We start from the raw sequence: 18,188 nt of genomic DNA, 5'->3' as shown, positions 1-18,188 counted from the left end.
GTCGCCGAAGGCGACGGATGAGGGGTGCTCCAGCGAAGTGAGACGTCGGCGTTCCCTGGATCACCCCTGATCCGTCTCGGCGCTGCGCGCCGGTCCACCTTCTCCCACAGGCGGAGAAGGCAAGTGCGCTCAGCCGCCGGCTTTCACCTTCTCGAACATCTTGGCGACGTCGTCGTTCTGCTTCATCGGTCCGGTGAAGATCGTGCTCTTCAGCATCACGTCGGGATCCGCCGGCAGCTGCAGCTTGTCCAGCTCGTCTTTCGACACGCCGGCGAAGGCGGTCGAAAGCGAGCTGCCATAGCCGTAGGACTGGATGAGGTACTTGCCCGAATCGGCGTCGAGCCGACTGTTGATGAAGTCATAGGCGAGATCGACGTTCTTGGCGTCCTTCAGCATGACGAAGCCGCAGGCCCAGGTGAGCATGCCTTCCTTCGGCTTCATGAACTCGACCGGCACGCCCTGCTTCTTGAGCGACGTGGCCGACGCGTTCCAGGTCATGGCGGCGACCAACTGGCCGCTGGCCAGCGCCTGCTCGACCGAGGTCATGTCGGTGGTGTAGCTCGACAGCAGTGGCCGCTGCTCGCGCAGTTTCGCCGCGACTTTTTCCATCTGCTCCGGCGTCATGTCGAAGGGGTTCACGCCAGCCAGAAGTGCCGCGACGATCGGCGTGTCGTGCACGGCGTCGATGGTCGCCATGCGGCCGGCATATTGCTTGTCCCACAAAAGGTTCCAGCTCGCCTCGGGGTTCTTCACCAGATCGGTCCGGTAGAGGATCGAGGTGTTGCCCCAGTCCCACGGCACCATCCAGACCTTGCCGTCGCCTGCCTGCAAGTCGGGCAGGTTCTTGAACACCGGGAAGATCGAATCCCAATTCTTGATGCGCTTGGTGTCGATCGGCTGCAGCAGGCCTTCCTTGTTCCAGCGCGCCACCTTGTCGTAGCAGGGATGGGCGATGTCGGGCCGGAAGCCGGCCTTGACCTTGGTGAAGGCATCGTCGTCATCGCCGAAGATCGTGGCCTCGACACCATCCGGATGCGCGGTGAGGAAGCTCTTGTTGAAGTCGGGCAGCTCGTAGCCCGACCAGGTGAAATATTGCAGCTTGTCGGCGGCCAAAGCGACGGTCGACGACAGCGCCAGGGCGAGTGCGGCTAGACCCGCGCGGGCCTTGTATCCCGTGATCGATTTCAGGTGGACTGTCATTTTCGTTCTCCTCTTCTTTGTTGTGGTTCAGGCTGGATTGCGGCGCGCGGCGCCGAGGCCGCGATGGCGCAGGATCTCGGCGAGGGTGGCGATGACGAAGGACACGGCCAGGATCACCGTTCCGAGCGCCATCACCGTGGGCAGCGAACGCGGGAAGCGCAGTTGGCTCCAAATGTAGAGCGGCAGCGTCGGCTCGGTGCCGGCGAGGAAGAAGACGACGATGAACTCGTCGAAGGAGGTCAGGAAGGCGAGCATGAAGGCCGACAGCACCGCCGGCAGGCTGAGCGGAAGCATGACGCGCCGGAACGTTGTCCAGTCCGACGCCCCAAGGTCGAGCGCCGCCTCGCGAATGGTCTTTGGGATCGCGGCGAATCGACTGCGCATCACCACCACCGTCGTCGGCAGCGCCACCAGGATATGGCCGAGCACGATTGCAACGCGCGACGGGCCGAGGCCAATGAGATTGACCAGGATCAAGAGCGAGATGCCGACGATGACGCCGGGGATTAGGATCGGCAGCCGGGCTATGGCACTGATCGTAGCCGCGAGCGGCGAGCGGCCGTAGAGGTCCATATAGGAAACGGTGATGCCGCAAAGCGTTGCCCCCGAGGCAGCAACGACACCGATGACGAGACTGTTGGCCAAAGCGCCGGACAGCGCCGGATTGCCGTAGAGGGTCTCGTACCAACCGAGCGTGAAGCCCTGCAGCGGAAACGCCGCCTGGATGGAATCGTTGAAGGAAAACAGCGGGATCAAAAGGATAGGCAGATAGAGGAAGACGAGATAGGCAAGCACATAGAGGCCGAGCCAGCGACCGCCCGCATTTGCCTCTTTGCGCGCCGCGCTCATGTGCGGCTGCCAAACCGGCGGTCGGCGCCGCGCGCGACCAGGACCACGCACAGGATGACCAGCATGACGCAGACCGACAGGGCCGCGCCGAACGGCCAGTCATTGGCCTTGCCGAATTGCGACTGGATCAGCGTGCCGATCATGGTACTGGCCGGGCCGCCGACCATAGCCGGCGTGACATAGTCGCCGACGGTCGGCACGAAGACGACGAGAGCCGCCGCCAGCACCCCCGGCATCGAATTGGGCAGCACGACGCGGCGGAACGACGTGAACGGGCGCGCGCCGAGATCGGAGGCGGCTTCGAGCAGCGATTTCGGGATGGTATCCAGCGCCACGTAGATGGGCAGGATGGCGAAAGGCGCGTAGGCGTGCGCAAGCGTCACCACCACCGCGGCCGGCGTGTTGAGGAAGGCGAGCGTCGGCTCCGACCAGAGGCCGCTTTCGATGAAAGCCGAGTTCAGGACGCCGTTATAGGCAAGCACGATCTTCCAGGCAAAGACGCGCAAAAGGTAGCTGGTCCAGAACGGCAGCGTGACCAGGAAGAGCAGCAGGTTGCGCCGGCGGCCGGCATGGAAGGCGAGGTAGTAGGCGACCGGATATGCAGTAGCGACGGTGGCGAGCGTCACCAGGCCGGCGATGACCAGCGAGCGCAGCGTCACCGTCCAGTAGAGCGGATCGGTGGCCACAGTTACGAAGTTTGCCGCCGTCAGGCCGGCGCCGAGCAGCGAGCCGTCATTGCTCCTGAAGGCAAGGAAGAGCACAAGGCCGAGGGCAAAGAGGATGAGGAAGAAGGTGACCACCCCGCCGGGCAACAGCATGGCAAAGCGGAAAACCGGCGAGATGCGGGTTTCCGGCGATCGTCGCGCTGCAACGATGGTGGACATCTGCTAGCTGCCCATCGGATTTTTGAAATCAGCTAATGATTTTTCATATTCCTGAAACTGTCAAGCTAAATCGGTGATGCGCTGCCGCGTTCAACTTCAGCGCTCGAAGGCATCCAGCATCCGATACCAGGCGATGGTGGCGGCAACGCCGACCTGGCGGAAGGCGTGGAACGGGATCGGCCGGATCGGCGACAGCGGGAAAGGCAATCGACTGACATCGCCGGTCGCGAGGTAACCCGCCATGCGCTTGCCCAGCGCGCTCATCGGTCCGACGCCCCTGCCCTGGCAACCGACCACGGCGAGCAGGCCATTTTCCGGCTCATGCAGGTGCGGGAGATGATCCGGGGTCATCGCCACACGGCCGAACCAGCGCTTTTCGACGGCGATGCCGGCAAGCGCCGGATAGAGGCGCAGCAGCGCGCGTTCGCAATGCGCCCAATCGGCCGCGCTTGAAGGCAGGGCCATGCGGCCGCGTCCACCCAACACCATCCGGCCATCAGGGCCCTTGCGGTAATAGACCAAGATGCGGCGGGAATCGGAAACGGCTTGCCCGCCGGGCAGGATGCTTGCCGCAAGCTCGGCCGGCAGCGGCGCCGTGGCGATCTGGAAGGAATGCAGAGGCACAATCGTCCGGGCAAGCCCGGGGAGCAGGCCGTCCGTATAGGCGTTGGTGGCGAGCACGACCGCCTTCGCGCGCAGTTCGGCGCCGCCTTGCGTGGAGACCCGCCAGACGCCCGCTTCCTTGGTGAGCCTCACCACCCGCTGCTGTTCGGCGATCCCGACGCCGACGTCCGAGGCGAGGCGGGCAAGCTCGAGCGTGTAGGACAGCGGATCGATGACGCCGGCGCGGCGGTCGAGCCAGCCGCCAAGATAGCCCTTGGCGCCGGTCATCGCGGCGATCTCGGCTCGGTCGAGCAGCTTGACGTCGGCGCCGCGAGCCCGCCATTGCCGATCCCGGTTCGCCGCCGCCTTCAGCGCGGTCTCGGTGTGCGCGGCCTGGATCCAACCGTTCCGCGTGAACGGCACCGCAAGCTTCTCGTCACGGATCACATCGAACACCGCGTCGGCCGTCGAGGCGGCGAAGTCGACCAGGGCCTCGCCGCGCTCCTTGCCAAAGTGCTCGATCAGCCATTCGGGATCATATTTGAGGCCGGGAATGACCTGGCCGCCGTTCAAGCCCGACGCGCCCTGCCCGATCGCGCCGGCATCCAGCACCTGGACGGAAAGACCGGCGCGGGCCGCGTGCAAGGCGGTCGACAGACCCATGATGCCGCCGCCGACGATCACCGCGTCGAGCGTGCCGTCGCTCGACAGCTCGGACTGGAACGCCGGAGCTGTTGGGGGCTTTTGCCAGATCGGATCGGAAAAGGCTGCGGGCAATTGGTCACCTGAGGCGCTGGAGGCTCGTGAAAATCCTATTGCTGATTTCATGAGCTTGAAAGGGGACCCGATGGGCCAGTCGGCGCTTGGCTATGTGACAGCATGCCATTGGCTCATAACCTCGCCATCGATGGGATAGACGTTTGCCTTAAATCCGGGGAAAGTGCCGCGCGACAATGGAGAGGACAGAAGACCATGACCGATTTAACCCGCCTCCCTGGCGACGGCCTTTTCGTCGGCCGCGCCAGGATCAGCGAAGCCTCCCATCCGCTGGTGGTCACGGTGCGCGCAGGCGAGGTCATCGACATCACGTCGAGCGCGGCGCCTACCGTGCGCGACCTCTGCGAGCTGAAGGACCCGGCCGCCTACGTGCGCTCGGCCCGGGCCAAGGCGATCGGCACACTGGAAGACATCGCAGCCAACAGCTTCGAGTCTCAGCGCGACGCCAAGAAGCCGATCCTGCTCTCCCCCGTCGACCTGCAGGCGGTGAAGGCTTCCGGCGTCACCTTCGTCGTCAGCCTGCTCGAGCGCGTCATCGAGGAGCAGGCGCGCGGCTCCGCGGAAAAGGCCGACGCCATCCGCGCCGACATCGCCGGGCTGATCGGCCATGATCTCTCCAAGCTCAAGCCAGGGTCGCCGGAAGCGATGGAGATCAAGGCCAAGCTGATCCAGCGCGGCGCCTGGTCGCAATATCTGGAAGTGGGCATCGGCCCCGATGCCGAGATCTTCACCAAATGCCAGCCGATGGCCTCCGTCGGCTTCGGCGCCGATGTCGGGCTGCATCCGGTCTCCACCTGGAACAATCCGGAGCCGGAGATCGCGATGATCGCCGACAGCTCGGGCCGCATCGTCGGCGCCACGCTCGGCAACGATGTCAATCTGCGCGATGTCGAAGGACGCTCGGCGCTGCTGCTCGGCAAGGCCAAGGACAACAATGCTTCCGCCTCGCTTGGACCTTTCATCCGGCTCTTCGACGAGACCTTTTCCATCGCCGACGTGAAGCGCGCCACGGTGCGGCTAAGCGTCGAGGGCGAGGACGGTTTTTCGCTGGAGGGCGCAAGCTCGATGGCCGAGATCAGCCGCTCGCCGGAAGAGCTGGTCAGAGCCGCGATGGGACCGCATCACCAATACCCGGACGGGCTGGCGCTCTATCTCGGCACCATGTTCGTGCCGTCGAAGGATCGCGGCGAAAAGGGCAAGGGCTTCACCCACAAGGTCGGCGACATCGTCACCATCTCGTCGGAAAAGTTGGGCGCGCTGACCAACCGGGTGCGCCTGTCGCCCGACTGCCCGCCCTGGACCTACGGCGCCAGCCACCTGATGCGCGACCTCGCCAGAGCCGGTCTGATCTAGCAGCGGATCACAACGGCATACGCTTGCTCATCACTGGAGGCTGATGAGCGCAGCGGCGTTTGCCGGGAAAATATCACGGTAACTGATGCAATCTGATGGGATTGCTGATGGCGTGCGGAGCTGTGCCAACATCCATTGACGATCGAGGCTTGCCAGCGGCCGAAAAAGGGAATGCTCTAGAGGCGTCCGGTCGGCGCGGGCAGGAAGATGCGATCCTTGAGGACCGCATCGCGCCTGATGTGGAGGTGGTTTTCAACATGGGAGGAAATCGATGCTTTCGAGGCTGAGACTGTTCGTGCTTGGCTTGATCGCGGCAATCGCCATTCCGGCGATGGCCGAGGCCAAGACCTTCTACTGGATTTCGCATGGCGGGCCGGCCGATCCGGTCTGGACCTACTTCCTGGCCGGTGCCAAGCAATGGGCGACCGACACCGGCAACAAGGTGAACACCTCGTTCCACAATGGCGACGTTGCCTCGCAGCAGGAGGCTGTTCGCGCCGCCATCTCGGCCAAGGCCGACGGCATCGTCACCACCAGCCCCGATCCGGGCAGCCTCGTCGAGATCGTCAAGGAGGCCCGTGCGGCCAACATTCCGATCATCAACTTCAACACGCCCGACCCGAAGGCCAACTTCAACGCCTATGTCGGCGGCGACAACGTCACCTTCGGCAAGCACTGGGCGCAGTATCTGGTCGACAAGGGCCTGGTGAAGAAGGGCGACTTCGTATGGATGCCGGTGGAGGTGCCCGGCGCCACCTATGGCGTGCAGGAAGAGGAAGGCATCAAGAGCGTGTTCGAGCCGCTCGGCATCACCTATGAGGTGACCGAGGCGACGCTCGACCAGGCCGAAGTGATCAACCGCATGGTCGACTATCTCACCGCCCACAAGGGCAAGGTGAAGGCAATCATCGGCCTCGGCGACCTCGTCACAGGCTCGGTCAAGCGCGTCTTCGACCAAGTCGGCGTCAAGCCGGGCGAGATCCCCGTTGTCGGCTGGGGCAACTCGCTCGACACCACCCAGGAAGTGCTGAACGGCTATGTCAACGCCGCGCAGTGGCAGGACCCGCAGGCGACCAGCTACATCGCGCTTTCGATGGCGGCGATGGCGTCTGCCGGCATTCCTCCGGGCTTCAACGTCATCACCGGCGCGCTCTATGAAAAGGATACTGCCGGCGTTTATGACAAGATCCTGTCCGGCAAGTAATTGCTGACATTAACGGTCGCGGCTTTCGGGCCGCGATCGCTTCCTGGACCGTCGAGTCCTGACTGATCGCAGCGGGCTCGCCAATCATTCACATCGCGGGCCCAATGGAAAACCGTTCCTTCATCCAAAGTTTCATCGCGCGGCCGGAATTCGGGCCGTTGGTGCTGCTGATCGTCGAACTCGTCATCTTCTGGGGCATCAATCCGGATTTCCTGTCGCCGCAGAACATCTCGAACATCCTTGCCTTCACCGTCGAGCTTGGGCTGATCGCGCTGGCGATGACCTTGCTGATGACGTCGGGCGAATTCGACCTGTCGGTCGGCTCGTTGTTCGGCTTCTCGCCGGTGCTGATGTGGACGCTGTTCAACGGCGGGGTCACCTCGCTGGAGATGGGCTTAGCCATCGCGCTGGTGGTCGCGGCCTTGATCGGGCTTGTCAATGGCTGGTTCGTCACGCAGCTCAAGATCCCGTCCTTCCTGGTCACGCTCGGCATGCTGCTCGTCGTGCGCGGCACCGCGCTTTTCGTCACCGATGGCTTTCCGCAGCGCACCTGGAGCGCCGAAGGCAGCTGGCTTGCGGACATCCTGGTCGGCGACTTCTACATCGGCCCGTTCCGCATCTATGCCTCGCTGTTCTGGTTCATCGGCGCCGCGATCGCGCTCGGTTATGTGCTGACGCAAAGCCGCACCGGCAACTGGATCCAGGCGGCCGGCGGCAATCCCAACGCGGCGCGCGCCCGCGGCGTCAATGTCAGCCGGGTCAAGATCGGCCTGTTCATCCTCTCGGCGGTGATGGCCTCGCTCGCCGGCGTGATCTCGTCGCTGCGCACCTCGGCCGCCAATCCGAACAGCGGCACCGGCTACGAGCTCGAGGTCATCGCCATGGTGGTCATCGGCGGCACGGCGCTGACCGGCGGCCGCGGCACCATTATCGGCACGGTGCTCGGCATCCTCATCCTGCGCGTCATGCGCAACGGCATCGTGCTGATCGGCGTGCCGGGACTCGCCTACAACATCTTCATTGGCGCGATCATCCTCGGGATGATGGCGCTGCACTCATGGCTCGAACGCCGGCACCAGGCAGGGACTTGAAGACGATGGCCGAGCCTCTGATCCGCATGACGAACATCCGCAAGTCTTATGGGCGCGTACAGGCGCTGGTGGACGCCAACTTCCACGTCAACGAAAAGGAGATCGTCGGCCTGCTCGGCGACAACGGCGCCGGCAAATCGACGCTGATCAAGGTGCTGTCGGGCGCGGTGCCGCTGACCAGCGGCAACATTTTCGTGCGCGGCAAGAAGGTGAATTTCCGCAGCACCAGCGACGCGATCGCTGAAGGCATCGAGACGATCTATCAGGACTCCGCGCTTGTCACGCAGCTGTCGATCGCCCGCAACCTGTTCCTGGGGCGCGAGCCGATCAAACCGCCGCGTTTCCTCAACCGCATGGACCAGGAGGCGATGAACACGGTGGCACGCGACCTGCTCAAGCAGGTCGGCATCTCCAAAAACATCCCGCCGACGACGCCGATCGGCTCACTATCAGGCGGCGAGCGGCAAGCAGTGGCGATCGCGCGCGCCATGCATTTCGACAGCGACCTCATCATCCTCGACGAGCCGACCAACAATCTCGGCGTTGCCGAGACGCAAGGGGTGTTGAGCTTCGTGCGCGGCGCCCGCGATTCCGGCCACTCCTGCATCTTCATCGCACACAACATCCACCATGTCTTCCAGGTCGTCGACCGCATCGTGGTGATGCGCCGCGGCAAGGTGGTGGCCGATGATATCGATCCGAAGAAGACCACAGTAGCGGACGTCGAACGCGTCATCACCGGCATGTCGGACAAGGAGATCCGCGATGCGATTTCCGACGGCCCGCAGCCGCATGGCTGATTTGGCCTGACCTTGATTTTTAACTGGGGCTCGATCCTATCCCATGACCGGACCCATGAAAGCGACCGTAGCCGACATCGCCAGAAGCTGCGCCCTGTCGACCGCGACGGTCGACCGAGTGCTCAACAACAGGCCGGGCGCAAGCGCGGCCAACCGGCAGCGCGTCTTGGAGGCGGCAAAGCAGCTCGGCTATCTGCCGACGCTCGATCAAGTCGTGTTGCCGTCGAAGCCGGCGCATCTCGAATTCTTCCTGCCGATCGGGAGCAACGCCTTCATGGCCGACCTTGCCCATCATATCGAGGACTATGCCGCGCGCCTGCCGCTGGTCGCCTCCTGCCGCATCCACAACCTCGCCGGCATATCGCCGGGCGCGCTGCAAGGCGCGATCGAGAACCTCTCGCTCAAGGCCAATGGCGTCGGCGTCATCGCCGTCGACCATCCACGCACGCGCAACATTTTGCGCGAGCTGGTCGAGGCCGGCATCCGGCTGGTCACGCTGGTTTCCGATGTGCCGGCGGCCCCTCGCTCGGCGTATGTCGGCATCGACAACCGGGTTGCCGGACGCACGGCGGCGCTGCTGATGGGCCGCTTCCTTGGCGGCCGGATCGGGCACCTCGCGATGGTCGTTGGCTCGCGCTCCTACCGCGGCCACGAGGAGCGCGAGATGGGTTTCCGCTCGGTGCTCGCAGAAGAGTTCCCCAATCTCACCGTCTCCAGCGCCGTCGAGATCAACGACGAGCCCGACGCCAGCTACAGCGCGACCATGAAGGCCTTGCACAACGAACCGGAACTGCTCGGCATCTACTGCGTCGGCGCCGGACGCTCCGGCGTGGCCAAGGCGTTGCTCGAGGCCAAGCCGCGCAGAAAGCCCGTCTTCATCTGCCATGACCTGACCAGGGAAACGCGCCGCTACCTCGTCGACGATCTCGCCGACGTGGTCATCGACCAGAACGCCCGGCTGATTGCCGAGCAAGCAGTGATCCGCCTGCTCGGCTCGATCGCCTCGTCGGCGCCGTACCTGACCAAGAAATTCATCGAGCCCCGGCTGATCATGAAGGAAAACGTGCCGGTGCAGTAGGCGCGAATGGCATCATGCCGTCGCCTCACTGATTTGTCAGACGATTGATCCGGCAAATCTGCACACCAGCTATGCACGTTTCGTAGTTGCCGAATGGTTGGGCAAATCGTAATTATTGCGGCGTCGGATGTCTTCCTCCTCCCAGACACCGGCGCTGAATGCGGTGCTCCTCCTCCCGCGCCGTATTCGAAATCGAAGCCCGCTGCCTCCTCCTCCCGGCAGCGGGCTTTTTCTTTGCCTGCACTTAGGCGGAGCGCCCCTCACCCGGATATTGCCGAGTCGAATTGCCTTGCAATTCGAGCAATCCGAACTCTCCTGGGGAGAGAGGAGACGGGTCAGCGCCGGCGCTAGCCTGGCCGCGAAGCGGCCGCATCAGGGGAAGCCGCCTTCAGCGTGCCCGGAACGAGGCGATCAGGCTCTCGGCCATGCGCACGAACTGCGCGCTCGGGCCCTCGGCGCCAACGCTCTGCATCGAGACGCGCGCGCCTTCGAGCAACAGCGACAGCGTATCGGCGAGCAACTCGGCCTGGCCGATGCCGGCATCGCGGCAGAGCGCAACCAGCTTTTCGCGCTGGGCTTCCTTCAGTTCCTTGATGACGCGCCGTGCCGGGTGATCGGTCTCGGTGAGCTCGACGGCGGCATTGGCCATGTCGCAGCCGCGACTGTCGGCGCTGAGCAGCTCCGAAGCCTTGCGGACCCAGGCATGCAACTGCGCGAGCTTGTCGCCGGGATGCTCGGCCTCGAACTCGTCCCATATCCTTGAAGCCTTCGCCGCCGTGGCGCGCAGGCATTCGATGATCAGATCGTCCTTGGATTCGAAGTGACGATAGAGCGTCATCTTGTTGGTGCCGGCAGCCTCCGTGATGGCGTCGACGCCGACGCCCTTGATCCCGTGCTTGTGGAACATGTCCTGCGCCGTTTCCAGGATGCGATCCCGGGGGCGGGAACGTTCCGCAACGCCGTCAGTCATCATGCTCTCCTTTCGTCGTTTCCAAAAAAACCGAGGTCACCTCTTGACTAGGGTGTTACCGGTCTGTAACTTTCAGATGTTACTTACTGGTAACACCTATATCGCTCCCCGTCAAACGACAAGGCCCCCCGATAGAGCCCTGCCAGAGTGAGATAGGACGAAAAACCTGCCTGTCATGCGGCTTCGGCCGGTGAAAACGAGAAAAAGCGGTCCGTGATCATCCGATGCGGGCCGCAGCAAGGAGCCGCTCCTATGCAAAAGCGCAAAGACCTGACGATCGACGAAGCCATCCGGGATCCGATGATCCGGCTGGTGATGAAGGCTGATGGGGTCGATCCCAACGCCTTCGAACGGATGCTGCGCTCGCGCGCCGCGGAACAGGCGCCGGAAGATGTCCCGCCATCCTTCCTGGAGGATTCCGGTTCCGTCCGGGCCCGGCGCATGCGCCATTTTGCAAAACCGTTCGGCGAGGCATCCGCGTCATGGTGAACTTCTTCATCCACCGCCCGATCTTCGCATCGGCGATCGCCATCATCATGGTGCTCGCTGGTGCGATCGCCTATTTCCTGCTGCCGGTCTCGCAGTTCCCTGACATCACGCCCCCGCAGGTCGTGGTCAGCGCCCATTATCCAGGCGCCAGCGCGCAGGTGGTGGCCGATACGGTCACCACGCCGCTGGAGCAGCAGATCAACGGCGTGCAAGGCATGACCTATATGTCATCGACGAGCTCGAATGACGGCTCCTCGACCATCACCATCACATTCGACGTCGGCTATCCGCTGAGCACGGCGGCCGTCGACGTCCAGAACCGCGTCTCGCAGGCCGCATCCTCCCTGCCGGCCATCGTCAACCAGGGCGGCGTCACGATCAAGAAGCAGAACCCGAACTTCGTTCTGATCGTCGACCTCACCTCGCCCGACGGCTCGGTCGATCCGGTCGCGCTGAGCAACCTCGCCTATCTCCAGGTCGTCGATCCGCTGAAGCGGCTGCCCGGCGTCGGCGACGTGCAGATTTTCGGCGAACGGCGCTATTCGATGCGCGTCTGGCTCGATCCGGACAAACTGGCCAATCTCGGCATCACCGCCGTCGATGTGCAGAACGCCATTTCCGAGCAGAACGTGCAGGTGGCGGCGGGCAAGATCGGCCAATCGCCGGCGCCGGCCGGCACCGCCTTCGAGATGCAGGTCAATGCGGTCGGCCGTTTGAGCGACCCGAAGGAATTCGGCGACATCGTCGTGCGCGCCAACTCGCAGAACGGCTCGCTCGTGCGTCTGCGCGACGTCGCCCGCATCGAGCTCGGCGCGCTGCAATATTCGTCATCGGCCTTCTTCGGCAAGGACCCGACCGTGGTGCTCGCCGTCTACCAGATGCCCGGCTCCAACGCGCTCGACCTGCAGCAGCGGGTCAAGGACAAGATGCAGGAATTGTCGGCGCGCTTCCCGAAGGGCGTCCACTACGCCATGCACTACGATACGACGCGCTTCGTCTCGGCCTCGATGCATGACGTGCTGATCACGCTCGGCGAAGCGCTGGTGCTGGTGGTAGCTGTCGTCTTCATCTTCCTGCAGAGCTGGCGCACTACCATCATCCCGACCATCGCCATCCCGGTGTCGTTGATCGCGACGCTGGCGGTGATGTACATGCTGGGCTTCTCGCTCAATATGCTCTCGCTGCTCGGCATGGTGCTGGCGATCGGCCTTGTCGTCGACGACGCCATCGTCGTGGTCGAGAACGTCGAGCGACAGCTGGAGGCCGGCCTCAAGCCGCTCGCCGCGACGCGCGCGGCGATGGCCGAAGTGACGGGCCCAATCATCGCCACCACGGCGGTGCTGATGGCGGTGTTCATCCCGGTCGCCTTCATTCCCGGCGTTTCGGGACGGCTCTACAACCAGTTCGCGCTTACCGTTGCGATCTCGGTCGGCATCTCCGCCTTCAACTCGCTGACGCTGAGCCCGGCGCTGAGCGCCGCGTTCCTGCGCCATCGCGGCGAAACGCAGTTCGTGCTGTTCCGCTGGTTCAATGCCGGCTTCGACTGGCTGTCGCATGCGTACGCGCATGGCGTGCGCATTCTGATCCGGCTGCGCTGGGCCATGCTCGGCCTGTTCGCGGCGGGCTTGGTCGCCACCTATTTCGTCTGGCAGAAGCTGCCCTCGACCTTCCTTCCGGTGGAGGACCAGGGTTATTTCTTCGTCGTCATCCAGTTGCCGGACGGCGCTTCGCTGGAGCGCACCGACGCGGTGGCGCAGAAGGCGCGCGACATCCTGCAGAACACGCCCGGCGTCGACATCGTCGGCTCGATCAGCGGCCTGAACTTCCTCACCAGCGCCGCGCAATCGAACTCGGCGGTGGAGTTCGCCATCCTGAAGCCGTGGGACGAACGCGGGCCCGACCAGAACGCATCGAAGCTGGTCGCCGAGGTGCGCAACAAGTTGCTGCAGATACCGGAGGCGTTTGCGCTCTCATTCGATCCACCCTCGATCCCGGGCCTCGGCACGACCGGCGGCTTCGAATTCCAGGTGGAAGACCTTTCGGGCCGCGGCAGCGCCGCGCTCAACGAGGTCACGCAGGCGCTGATCGCGGAAGCACGCAAGCAGCCGGAGCTCAATCCGCAGCAGCTGTTCTCGTCCTTCTCGACCTCGACGCCGCAGTTCAACTACGACCTCGACCGCAGCAAGGCGAAGCTGCTCGGCCTCAACCTGCCCGACGTGTTCAACACGCTGCAGATCTATCTCGGCTCCCTCTACGTCAACGACTTCAACCTTTTCGGCCGCACGTTCCGGGTGACGATCCAGGCCGACAAGGACGCGCGCGGAAACGCGAACGACATCTCGCGCCTCTACGTTCGCAATGCGTCCGGCGGGATGGTGCCGCTGAGCACACTGGGCAAGCTGGTGCCGATCGTCGGTCCCGAGACCGTGCCGCATTACAACAACAATGCATCCGCCCTCATCAACGGCGGCGCGGCGCCAGGCTTCTCGTCCGGACAAGCGGTCGCGGCGATGGAGCGGGCGGCGGCAAACGTGCTGCCGCGGGACTTCGGCTATGAATGGACCGGCATCACCTATCAGGAGCTCCAGGCCGGATCGATCGCCTCGATCGTGTTCGGCCTGGCGATCGTGTTCGTCTTCCTGATCCTGGCGGCGCAGTATGAAAGCTGGGCGATGCCCTTCATGGTGCTGCTCGCCGTGCCGCTCGCCTTGTTCGGCGCCTTCGTCGTGCTCTTGCTGCGCGGCATGCAGATCGACGTCTACTCGCAGATCGGTTTCGTCATGCTGATCGGCCTGGCGGCGAAGAACGCGATCCTGATCGTCGAGTTCGCCCGACGGCGCCGCGAGGAAGGCCTGACCATCGTCGAGGCGGCGATGGAAGCCGCGCGGCTGAGGCTGCGGCCGATCCTGATGACGGCCTTCGCCTTCATCCTCGGCGTGCTGCCGCTGATGTTCGCGACCGGCGCGGGCGCCGCCAGCCGGCAGTCGATCGGCACCACCGTCTTCGGCGGCATGGTGGCGGCGACGATCCTGTCGCTGGTCTTCGTGCCGGTCTTCTACGCGGTGATCGAGAAGCTGCGCGAGCGCGGCGGCGAGAGCGAACCTGCCGCGGGGCCTCAACATGCCCCGCACCAACAAGAGATTGAACCGACCGCCGAGCCCGTCCGGCTCGCCCAGGCGGCCGAATAGGATTGGAGACCAACATGCGTAAATGGAAAATCGCTTTGGGAACGGCGGTCGCGCTGGGCGCAATCTCGGTGGCAAGCGTGCACCTGCTCGACATGGGCAATCTCAGCCTCAGCGCCAGCACTGCGGGCGCGGCACCTGCGCCCAAGGCGTTCGTCATGCCGGTCCCGGTGGTCAACGTCGTCAAGAAGACGCTGCCGATCTATCTCGACTACGCCGCGCGCGTCGAGCCGATCCGCAACATCACCCTGCAGGCGCGCGTGCCGGGCTATCTGCAGGAGCAGACGGCGCAGGACGGCAGCGACGTCAGGCAGGGCGACCTGCTTTACCGGATCGCGCCCGAGGACTACCAGGCAGCGCTCGACCAGGCGAAGGCGCAGGTGCAGCGCGACGCGGCAGCGCTCGAATACGCGCGGTCCAACCTCGGCCGTGGCACCGACCTTGCCAAGGCCGGGTACCTCGCCAAGGACAGCTTCGACCAGCGCACCAGCAACTTGCGCACGGCCGAAGCCGCCCTTGCGGTCGACCAGGCGGCGGTGCGGACGGCCGAGCTCAATCTCGGCTATGCCGAGATCAAGGCACCGTTCTCCGGACGGATCGGCCGCAACCAAGCCTCGGTCGGCACCCTGGTGAGCGTCGCCGGCACGGTTCTCAACACGCTGGTGCAGCTCGACCCGATCTACGTCACCTTCAATCCGAGCGAGACCGACCTCGTCCAGATCGAGCAGGCGAAGGCCAACGGTCCGATTGCGGTCGACGTGCTGTTGCCCGGCGAGACCGAGCCCAGCCAGAAGGGCCAGCTCACCTTCATCGACAACACGATCGATCATTCGACCGGCACGATCACGGCGCGGGCGACGATCGGCAACGCCAAGTTCGCGCTGCTGCCCGGGCAGTATGTGCGCGTGCGGCTGCATGTGAAGGAGCAGCCCAATACGCTGATGGTGCCGCAGGTGGCGCTGGGTTCCAGCCAGCTCGGCAAATACCTGTACGTCCTCGGCAAAGACAACACTGTAGACCAGAAGCTGGTGTCGCTCGGCCCGACCGACGGCGATCTGATTTCCGTCACCTCAGGCATCTCCGAGACCGACCAGGTGATCACCGGCAATTTGCAGAAGATCGGACCCGGAATGCCGGTTTCTCCCTTGCCGGAAACGAAACCGGCCAGCTGATAATCCCATCAGTCCCGGTCCGACGGCGCCCTCGGCACCCACATCGAGGGCGCCGTTTTGTTTGCGCGCCTGCAACCGGGAAAAAATCGACAGCCACCCTCTTGTTGGATTGTCGACAATCTGCTTGTCTTGCAGTCGGTTCATCCAGGAGTGGCCCACATGTCAAAGCTGGATTTCAGTCCGATCGCGGATACGACGCGCAGGGCCGAGATCGTCGCGCTGCTCAGGCGCGCCATTCTGACCGGCCAGCTGGAGCCTGGGCAGAAGCTCAACGAACTCCGCATTTCCGAGCAGATGCGGGTAAGCCGCGCGCCGCTGCGCGAGGCGATGCGCGAGCTGGTGCAGGAAGGTATCCTGACCAGCATTCCCTATGCCGGAACCTTCGTCGTCGACGTCACCGCCAAGGACATCGTCGACGCCTATTCCCTCAACAAGGTGCTCGACGACTTCGCCATCGAGCTCGCCTGGCCGCAGCGCGACCAGCGCTTCTTCGACGAGCTCGACCGCCGCCATGAAGCGGTGAAGCAGGCGACCCGGGCGCTCGACACCACGCGCCAGATCGAGACGGCGCTGCAGCTGCACGGGCTGGTCTATGAGTGGGCCGACAATTCGGTGCTGCTCGAAACCTGGCAGCGGCTGACCAGCCGGCTGCAAATGTATTTCGCCCTGCACCAGCGTGCGCGGAACGAGCCGGTACCGGCCGAGGACCTGCACGAAACCTATGTGGCGCTGCTCAAGGGCACGGACATGCGCGCTGCCCAGCGCCATGCCCGCGAGCATATCGACAACGATTTCGAAGCGCTTCTTGCCTATGCGCGCAGCCTCGAAAAGCGCGCATCGAAGGGCGCCTGACAAACCCGCGGACAAACGGACACCAACGTGAAGATCAAGAGCATAAAAGCCTACCATGTCGTGCAGCCCTTCGTGGACGGACCCTACCGCATGTCCAAGGGCCGGGTCGCCGACTGTTTCGATGCGGTGATCGTCGCCATCACTTCCGACACAGGCGTGACCGGCTGGGGTGAGATGGCGCCGCTCGGCAATTTCTACTCGGCCGCGTTTCCGGCGGGAACGCGCGCGGGCGTGCCGGAGATCGCGCCGCATCTCATCGGCCATGACCCGCGCGGGCTGGCCGGCATCGGCAGGTTGATGGACACGGTGTTCAAAGGCCATCCCTACGTCAAAGCCGCGCTTGACATGGCGTGCTGGGATCTCGCCGCCCGCGCGGCCGACGTGCCGTTGGTAGCGATGCTCGGCGGCCGCGAGAGCGAGACGGCGGAACTTTACCGGGTCGTGACCCACGGAACGGTCGACCAGATGGCGGCACTTGCCAAGCGCATCGTTGCCGAAGGCTTCCATCGGCTGCAGGTCAAGGTCGGCGGCAATGTCCGCGACGACATCGAGCGAGTGAGCGCCGTCGCATCAGCCGTGCCGAAGGGCACGGTGATCTTCTGCGACGCCAATGCCGGCTGGACGCCCTACCAGGCGCGCCAGTTCGCCGATGCCACACGCGGCATCGACTACACATTCGAACAGCCCTGCACGACGATCGAGGAGAATATGTCGGTGCGCCGCATGCTCGACAAGCCGATGGTGCTCGACGAATCCGTCACATCGCTGGGCGAGATGCTGGAAATCCATCGCCGTGGCGCGGCCGATGGGCTGACGCTGAAGATCTCGCGCCTCGGCGGCGTGACGCAGACGCGGCTGATCCGCGACGTCGCCGTCGAGCTCGGTTTCATGGTCACCATCGAAGACACCGGCGGCGCGGAGATCGACACCGCCGCGATGGCGCATCTGTCGCTGTCGACACCGGAGGAGCGCCGTCTGCATGCCATCGCCTTCCACGAATGGGTGACGGTGCGCACCGCCTCCAACAAGCCGCCGGTCGCGGGCAGCCGCATGGGCATTCCCGACGGCCCCGGGCTCGGCATCGACGTGGTGCCGGACCTGCTCGGCAAGCCCTTCTTCGAGATCGGCTGAGATGAAGATCGGGAGCAGCGCCGCAACGCCGATCGCGCTAGCAGGCTTTTCGCTGAGCTGAACTGGGAGATCGCCAAAAGGAAAGGAGACCGGCAAATATCGAATCGAGGCGGCCACGATTTCGATCGGGGCTGCACGCCCGAGCTAGGCATGCATCAAGAAAATCTGACTTTTCCGCATCAAGGAGCGGATGGACCGGACCAAACTGCATGTTACAGTTCGTTCGACTGAATTCTTGACGATGGCCGGGACCGGAGAACTCCACGGAACGTCGTCAACCGGAATGCACTCGCCAACCACAAGAACTGGGGAAAGGGTTTAGACCCATGAGCAAGAACTACTGCATCCTCGACCTCATCCGGCGCAACCGCACGCCGCTCGAAAATCACCTCATCGACGGCCTCATCGACGGCCGCGTCAGCCGCCGCGATTTCGTGCGCCACGGCAGCCTGCTCGGCCTGTCGCTGCCGCTTCTCGGCCGCATCGGCATGGCCGCCGGCTTCGGCGCCGCACCCTCGCTTGCCCGCGCCCAGGGCGCGCCGGGCGCCAC

At 64.3% G+C, this 18,188-nt stretch carries 15 protein-coding genes and 1 pseudogene; 11 read left to right on the top strand and 5 right to left on the bottom strand.

All coding sequences use genetic code 11. From position 1 onward, the window contains the following. Positions 1-129: 129 nt before the first annotated feature. From EOA75_RS12320 to EOA75_RS12305, 4 genes are all read right to left on the bottom strand, one after another. Entirely contained in the window at positions 130-1,200 is a 1,071-nt protein-coding gene (locus EOA75_RS12320; protein WP_066988891.1) for an ABC transporter substrate-binding protein, read from the bottom strand. 27 nt (positions 1,201-1,227) lie between these two features. Continuing rightward, on the bottom strand, positions 1,228-2,049 hold the full coding sequence (locus tag EOA75_RS12315) for an ABC transporter permease (protein WP_067327787.1): 822 nt from the start codon (positions 2,047-2,049) through the stop codon (positions 1,228-1,230). Further along, on the bottom strand, positions 2,046-2,933 hold the full coding sequence (locus EOA75_RS12310) for an ABC transporter permease (RefSeq protein ID WP_067327786.1): 888 nt from the start codon (positions 2,931-2,933) through the stop codon (positions 2,046-2,048). Before EOA75_RS12310 ends, EOA75_RS12315 begins: the two co-directional genes overlap by 4 nt. Positions 2,934-3,029: 96 nt before the next feature. Further along, positions 3,030-4,313 carry an FAD-dependent oxidoreductase gene (locus EOA75_RS12305; RefSeq protein ID WP_127324341.1) on the bottom strand — a complete coding sequence of 428 codons (1,284 nt, stop codon included), beginning with the start codon at positions 4,311-4,313 and terminating at the stop codon, positions 3,030-3,032. Between the two features lie 195 nt (positions 4,314-4,508). On the opposite strand from EOA75_RS12305, the gene EOA75_RS12300 reads away from it, so the two are divergent. The 5 genes from EOA75_RS12300 to EOA75_RS12280 all read left to right on the top strand — a co-directional run bounded on the left by EOA75_RS12300 (position 4,509) and on the right by EOA75_RS12280 (position 9,839). Beyond that, entirely contained in the window at positions 4,509-5,666 is a 1,158-nt protein-coding gene (locus EOA75_RS12300) for a fumarylacetoacetate hydrolase family protein (RefSeq protein ID WP_127324340.1), read from the top strand. Between the two features lie 271 nt (positions 5,667-5,937). After that, positions 5,938-6,870: a substrate-binding domain-containing protein gene (locus EOA75_RS12295; RefSeq protein ID WP_066988900.1), complete on the top strand. Its 933-nt coding sequence runs from the start codon at positions 5,938-5,940 to the stop codon at positions 6,868-6,870. Between the two features lie 104 nt (positions 6,871-6,974). Next, positions 6,975-7,961, top strand: coding sequence for an ABC transporter permease (locus EOA75_RS12290; RefSeq protein ID WP_095776237.1), 987 nt, complete (start codon positions 6,975-6,977; stop codon positions 7,959-7,961). Between the two features lie 5 nt (positions 7,962-7,966). Beyond that, on the top strand, positions 7,967-8,761 hold the full coding sequence (locus tag EOA75_RS12285) for an ATP-binding cassette domain-containing protein (protein WP_067328013.1): 795 nt from the start codon (positions 7,967-7,969) through the stop codon (positions 8,759-8,761). 55 nt (positions 8,762-8,816) lie between these two features. Beyond that, positions 8,817-9,839, top strand: a complete 1,023-nt coding sequence (locus EOA75_RS12280; protein WP_127324339.1) for a LacI family DNA-binding transcriptional regulator — start codon at positions 8,817-8,819, stop codon at positions 9,837-9,839. Between the two features lie 388 nt (positions 9,840-10,227). Here EOA75_RS12280 and EOA75_RS12270 read toward each other — a convergent pair whose 3' ends face one another. Then, positions 10,228-10,809 (bottom strand): TetR/AcrR family transcriptional regulator, encoded by a 582-nt coding sequence (locus tag EOA75_RS12270; RefSeq protein WP_066989382.1) that lies wholly within the window; start codon positions 10,807-10,809, stop codon positions 10,228-10,230. A 252-nt stretch (positions 10,810-11,061) separates the two neighbouring features. On the opposite strand from EOA75_RS12270, the gene EOA75_RS12265 reads away from it, so the two are divergent. The 6 genes and pseudogenes from EOA75_RS12265 to EOA75_RS12240 form a co-directional block, all read left to right on the top strand. Beyond that, positions 11,062-11,298 (top strand): hypothetical protein, encoded by a 237-nt coding sequence (locus EOA75_RS12265; protein ID WP_067327780.1) that lies wholly within the window; start codon positions 11,062-11,064, stop codon positions 11,296-11,298. Then, on the top strand, positions 11,292-14,486 hold the full coding sequence (locus EOA75_RS12260; protein WP_095800938.1) for a multidrug efflux RND transporter permease subunit: 3,195 nt from the start codon (positions 11,292-11,294) through the stop codon (positions 14,484-14,486). The genes EOA75_RS12265 and EOA75_RS12260 overlap by 7 nt, the downstream gene beginning before the upstream one ends. 14 nt (positions 14,487-14,500) lie before the next feature. Further along, the gene (locus EOA75_RS12255; RefSeq protein ID WP_127324338.1) at positions 14,501-15,655 is read left to right on the top strand and encodes an efflux RND transporter periplasmic adaptor subunit; all 1,155 of its coding nucleotides are present in this window, start codon (positions 14,501-14,503) and stop codon (positions 15,653-15,655) included. Positions 15,656-15,814: 159 nt separating this feature from the next. Further along, positions 15,815-16,507 (top strand): GntR family transcriptional regulator, encoded by a 693-nt coding sequence (locus EOA75_RS12250; protein ID WP_095827052.1) that lies wholly within the window; start codon positions 15,815-15,817, stop codon positions 16,505-16,507. Between the two features lie 27 nt (positions 16,508-16,534). Beyond that, positions 16,535-17,638 carry a mandelate racemase/muconate lactonizing enzyme family protein gene (locus EOA75_RS12245; protein ID WP_127324337.1) on the top strand — a complete coding sequence of 368 codons (1,104 nt, stop codon included), beginning with the start codon at positions 16,535-16,537 and terminating at the stop codon, positions 17,636-17,638. A gap of 326 nt (positions 17,639-17,964) precedes the next feature. After that, positions 17,965-18,188, top strand: a pseudogene (locus tag EOA75_RS12240) (peptide ABC transporter substrate-binding protein); the annotation flags it as partial.

It is taken from the genome of Mesorhizobium sp. M1A.F.Ca.IN.022.07.1.1, from assembly GCF_003997575.1.
In the GTDB taxonomy this organism is placed as follows: Bacteria; Pseudomonadota; Alphaproteobacteria; order Rhizobiales; family Rhizobiaceae; genus Mesorhizobium.
This window is presented reverse-complemented; position numbering and strand designations above follow the sequence as displayed.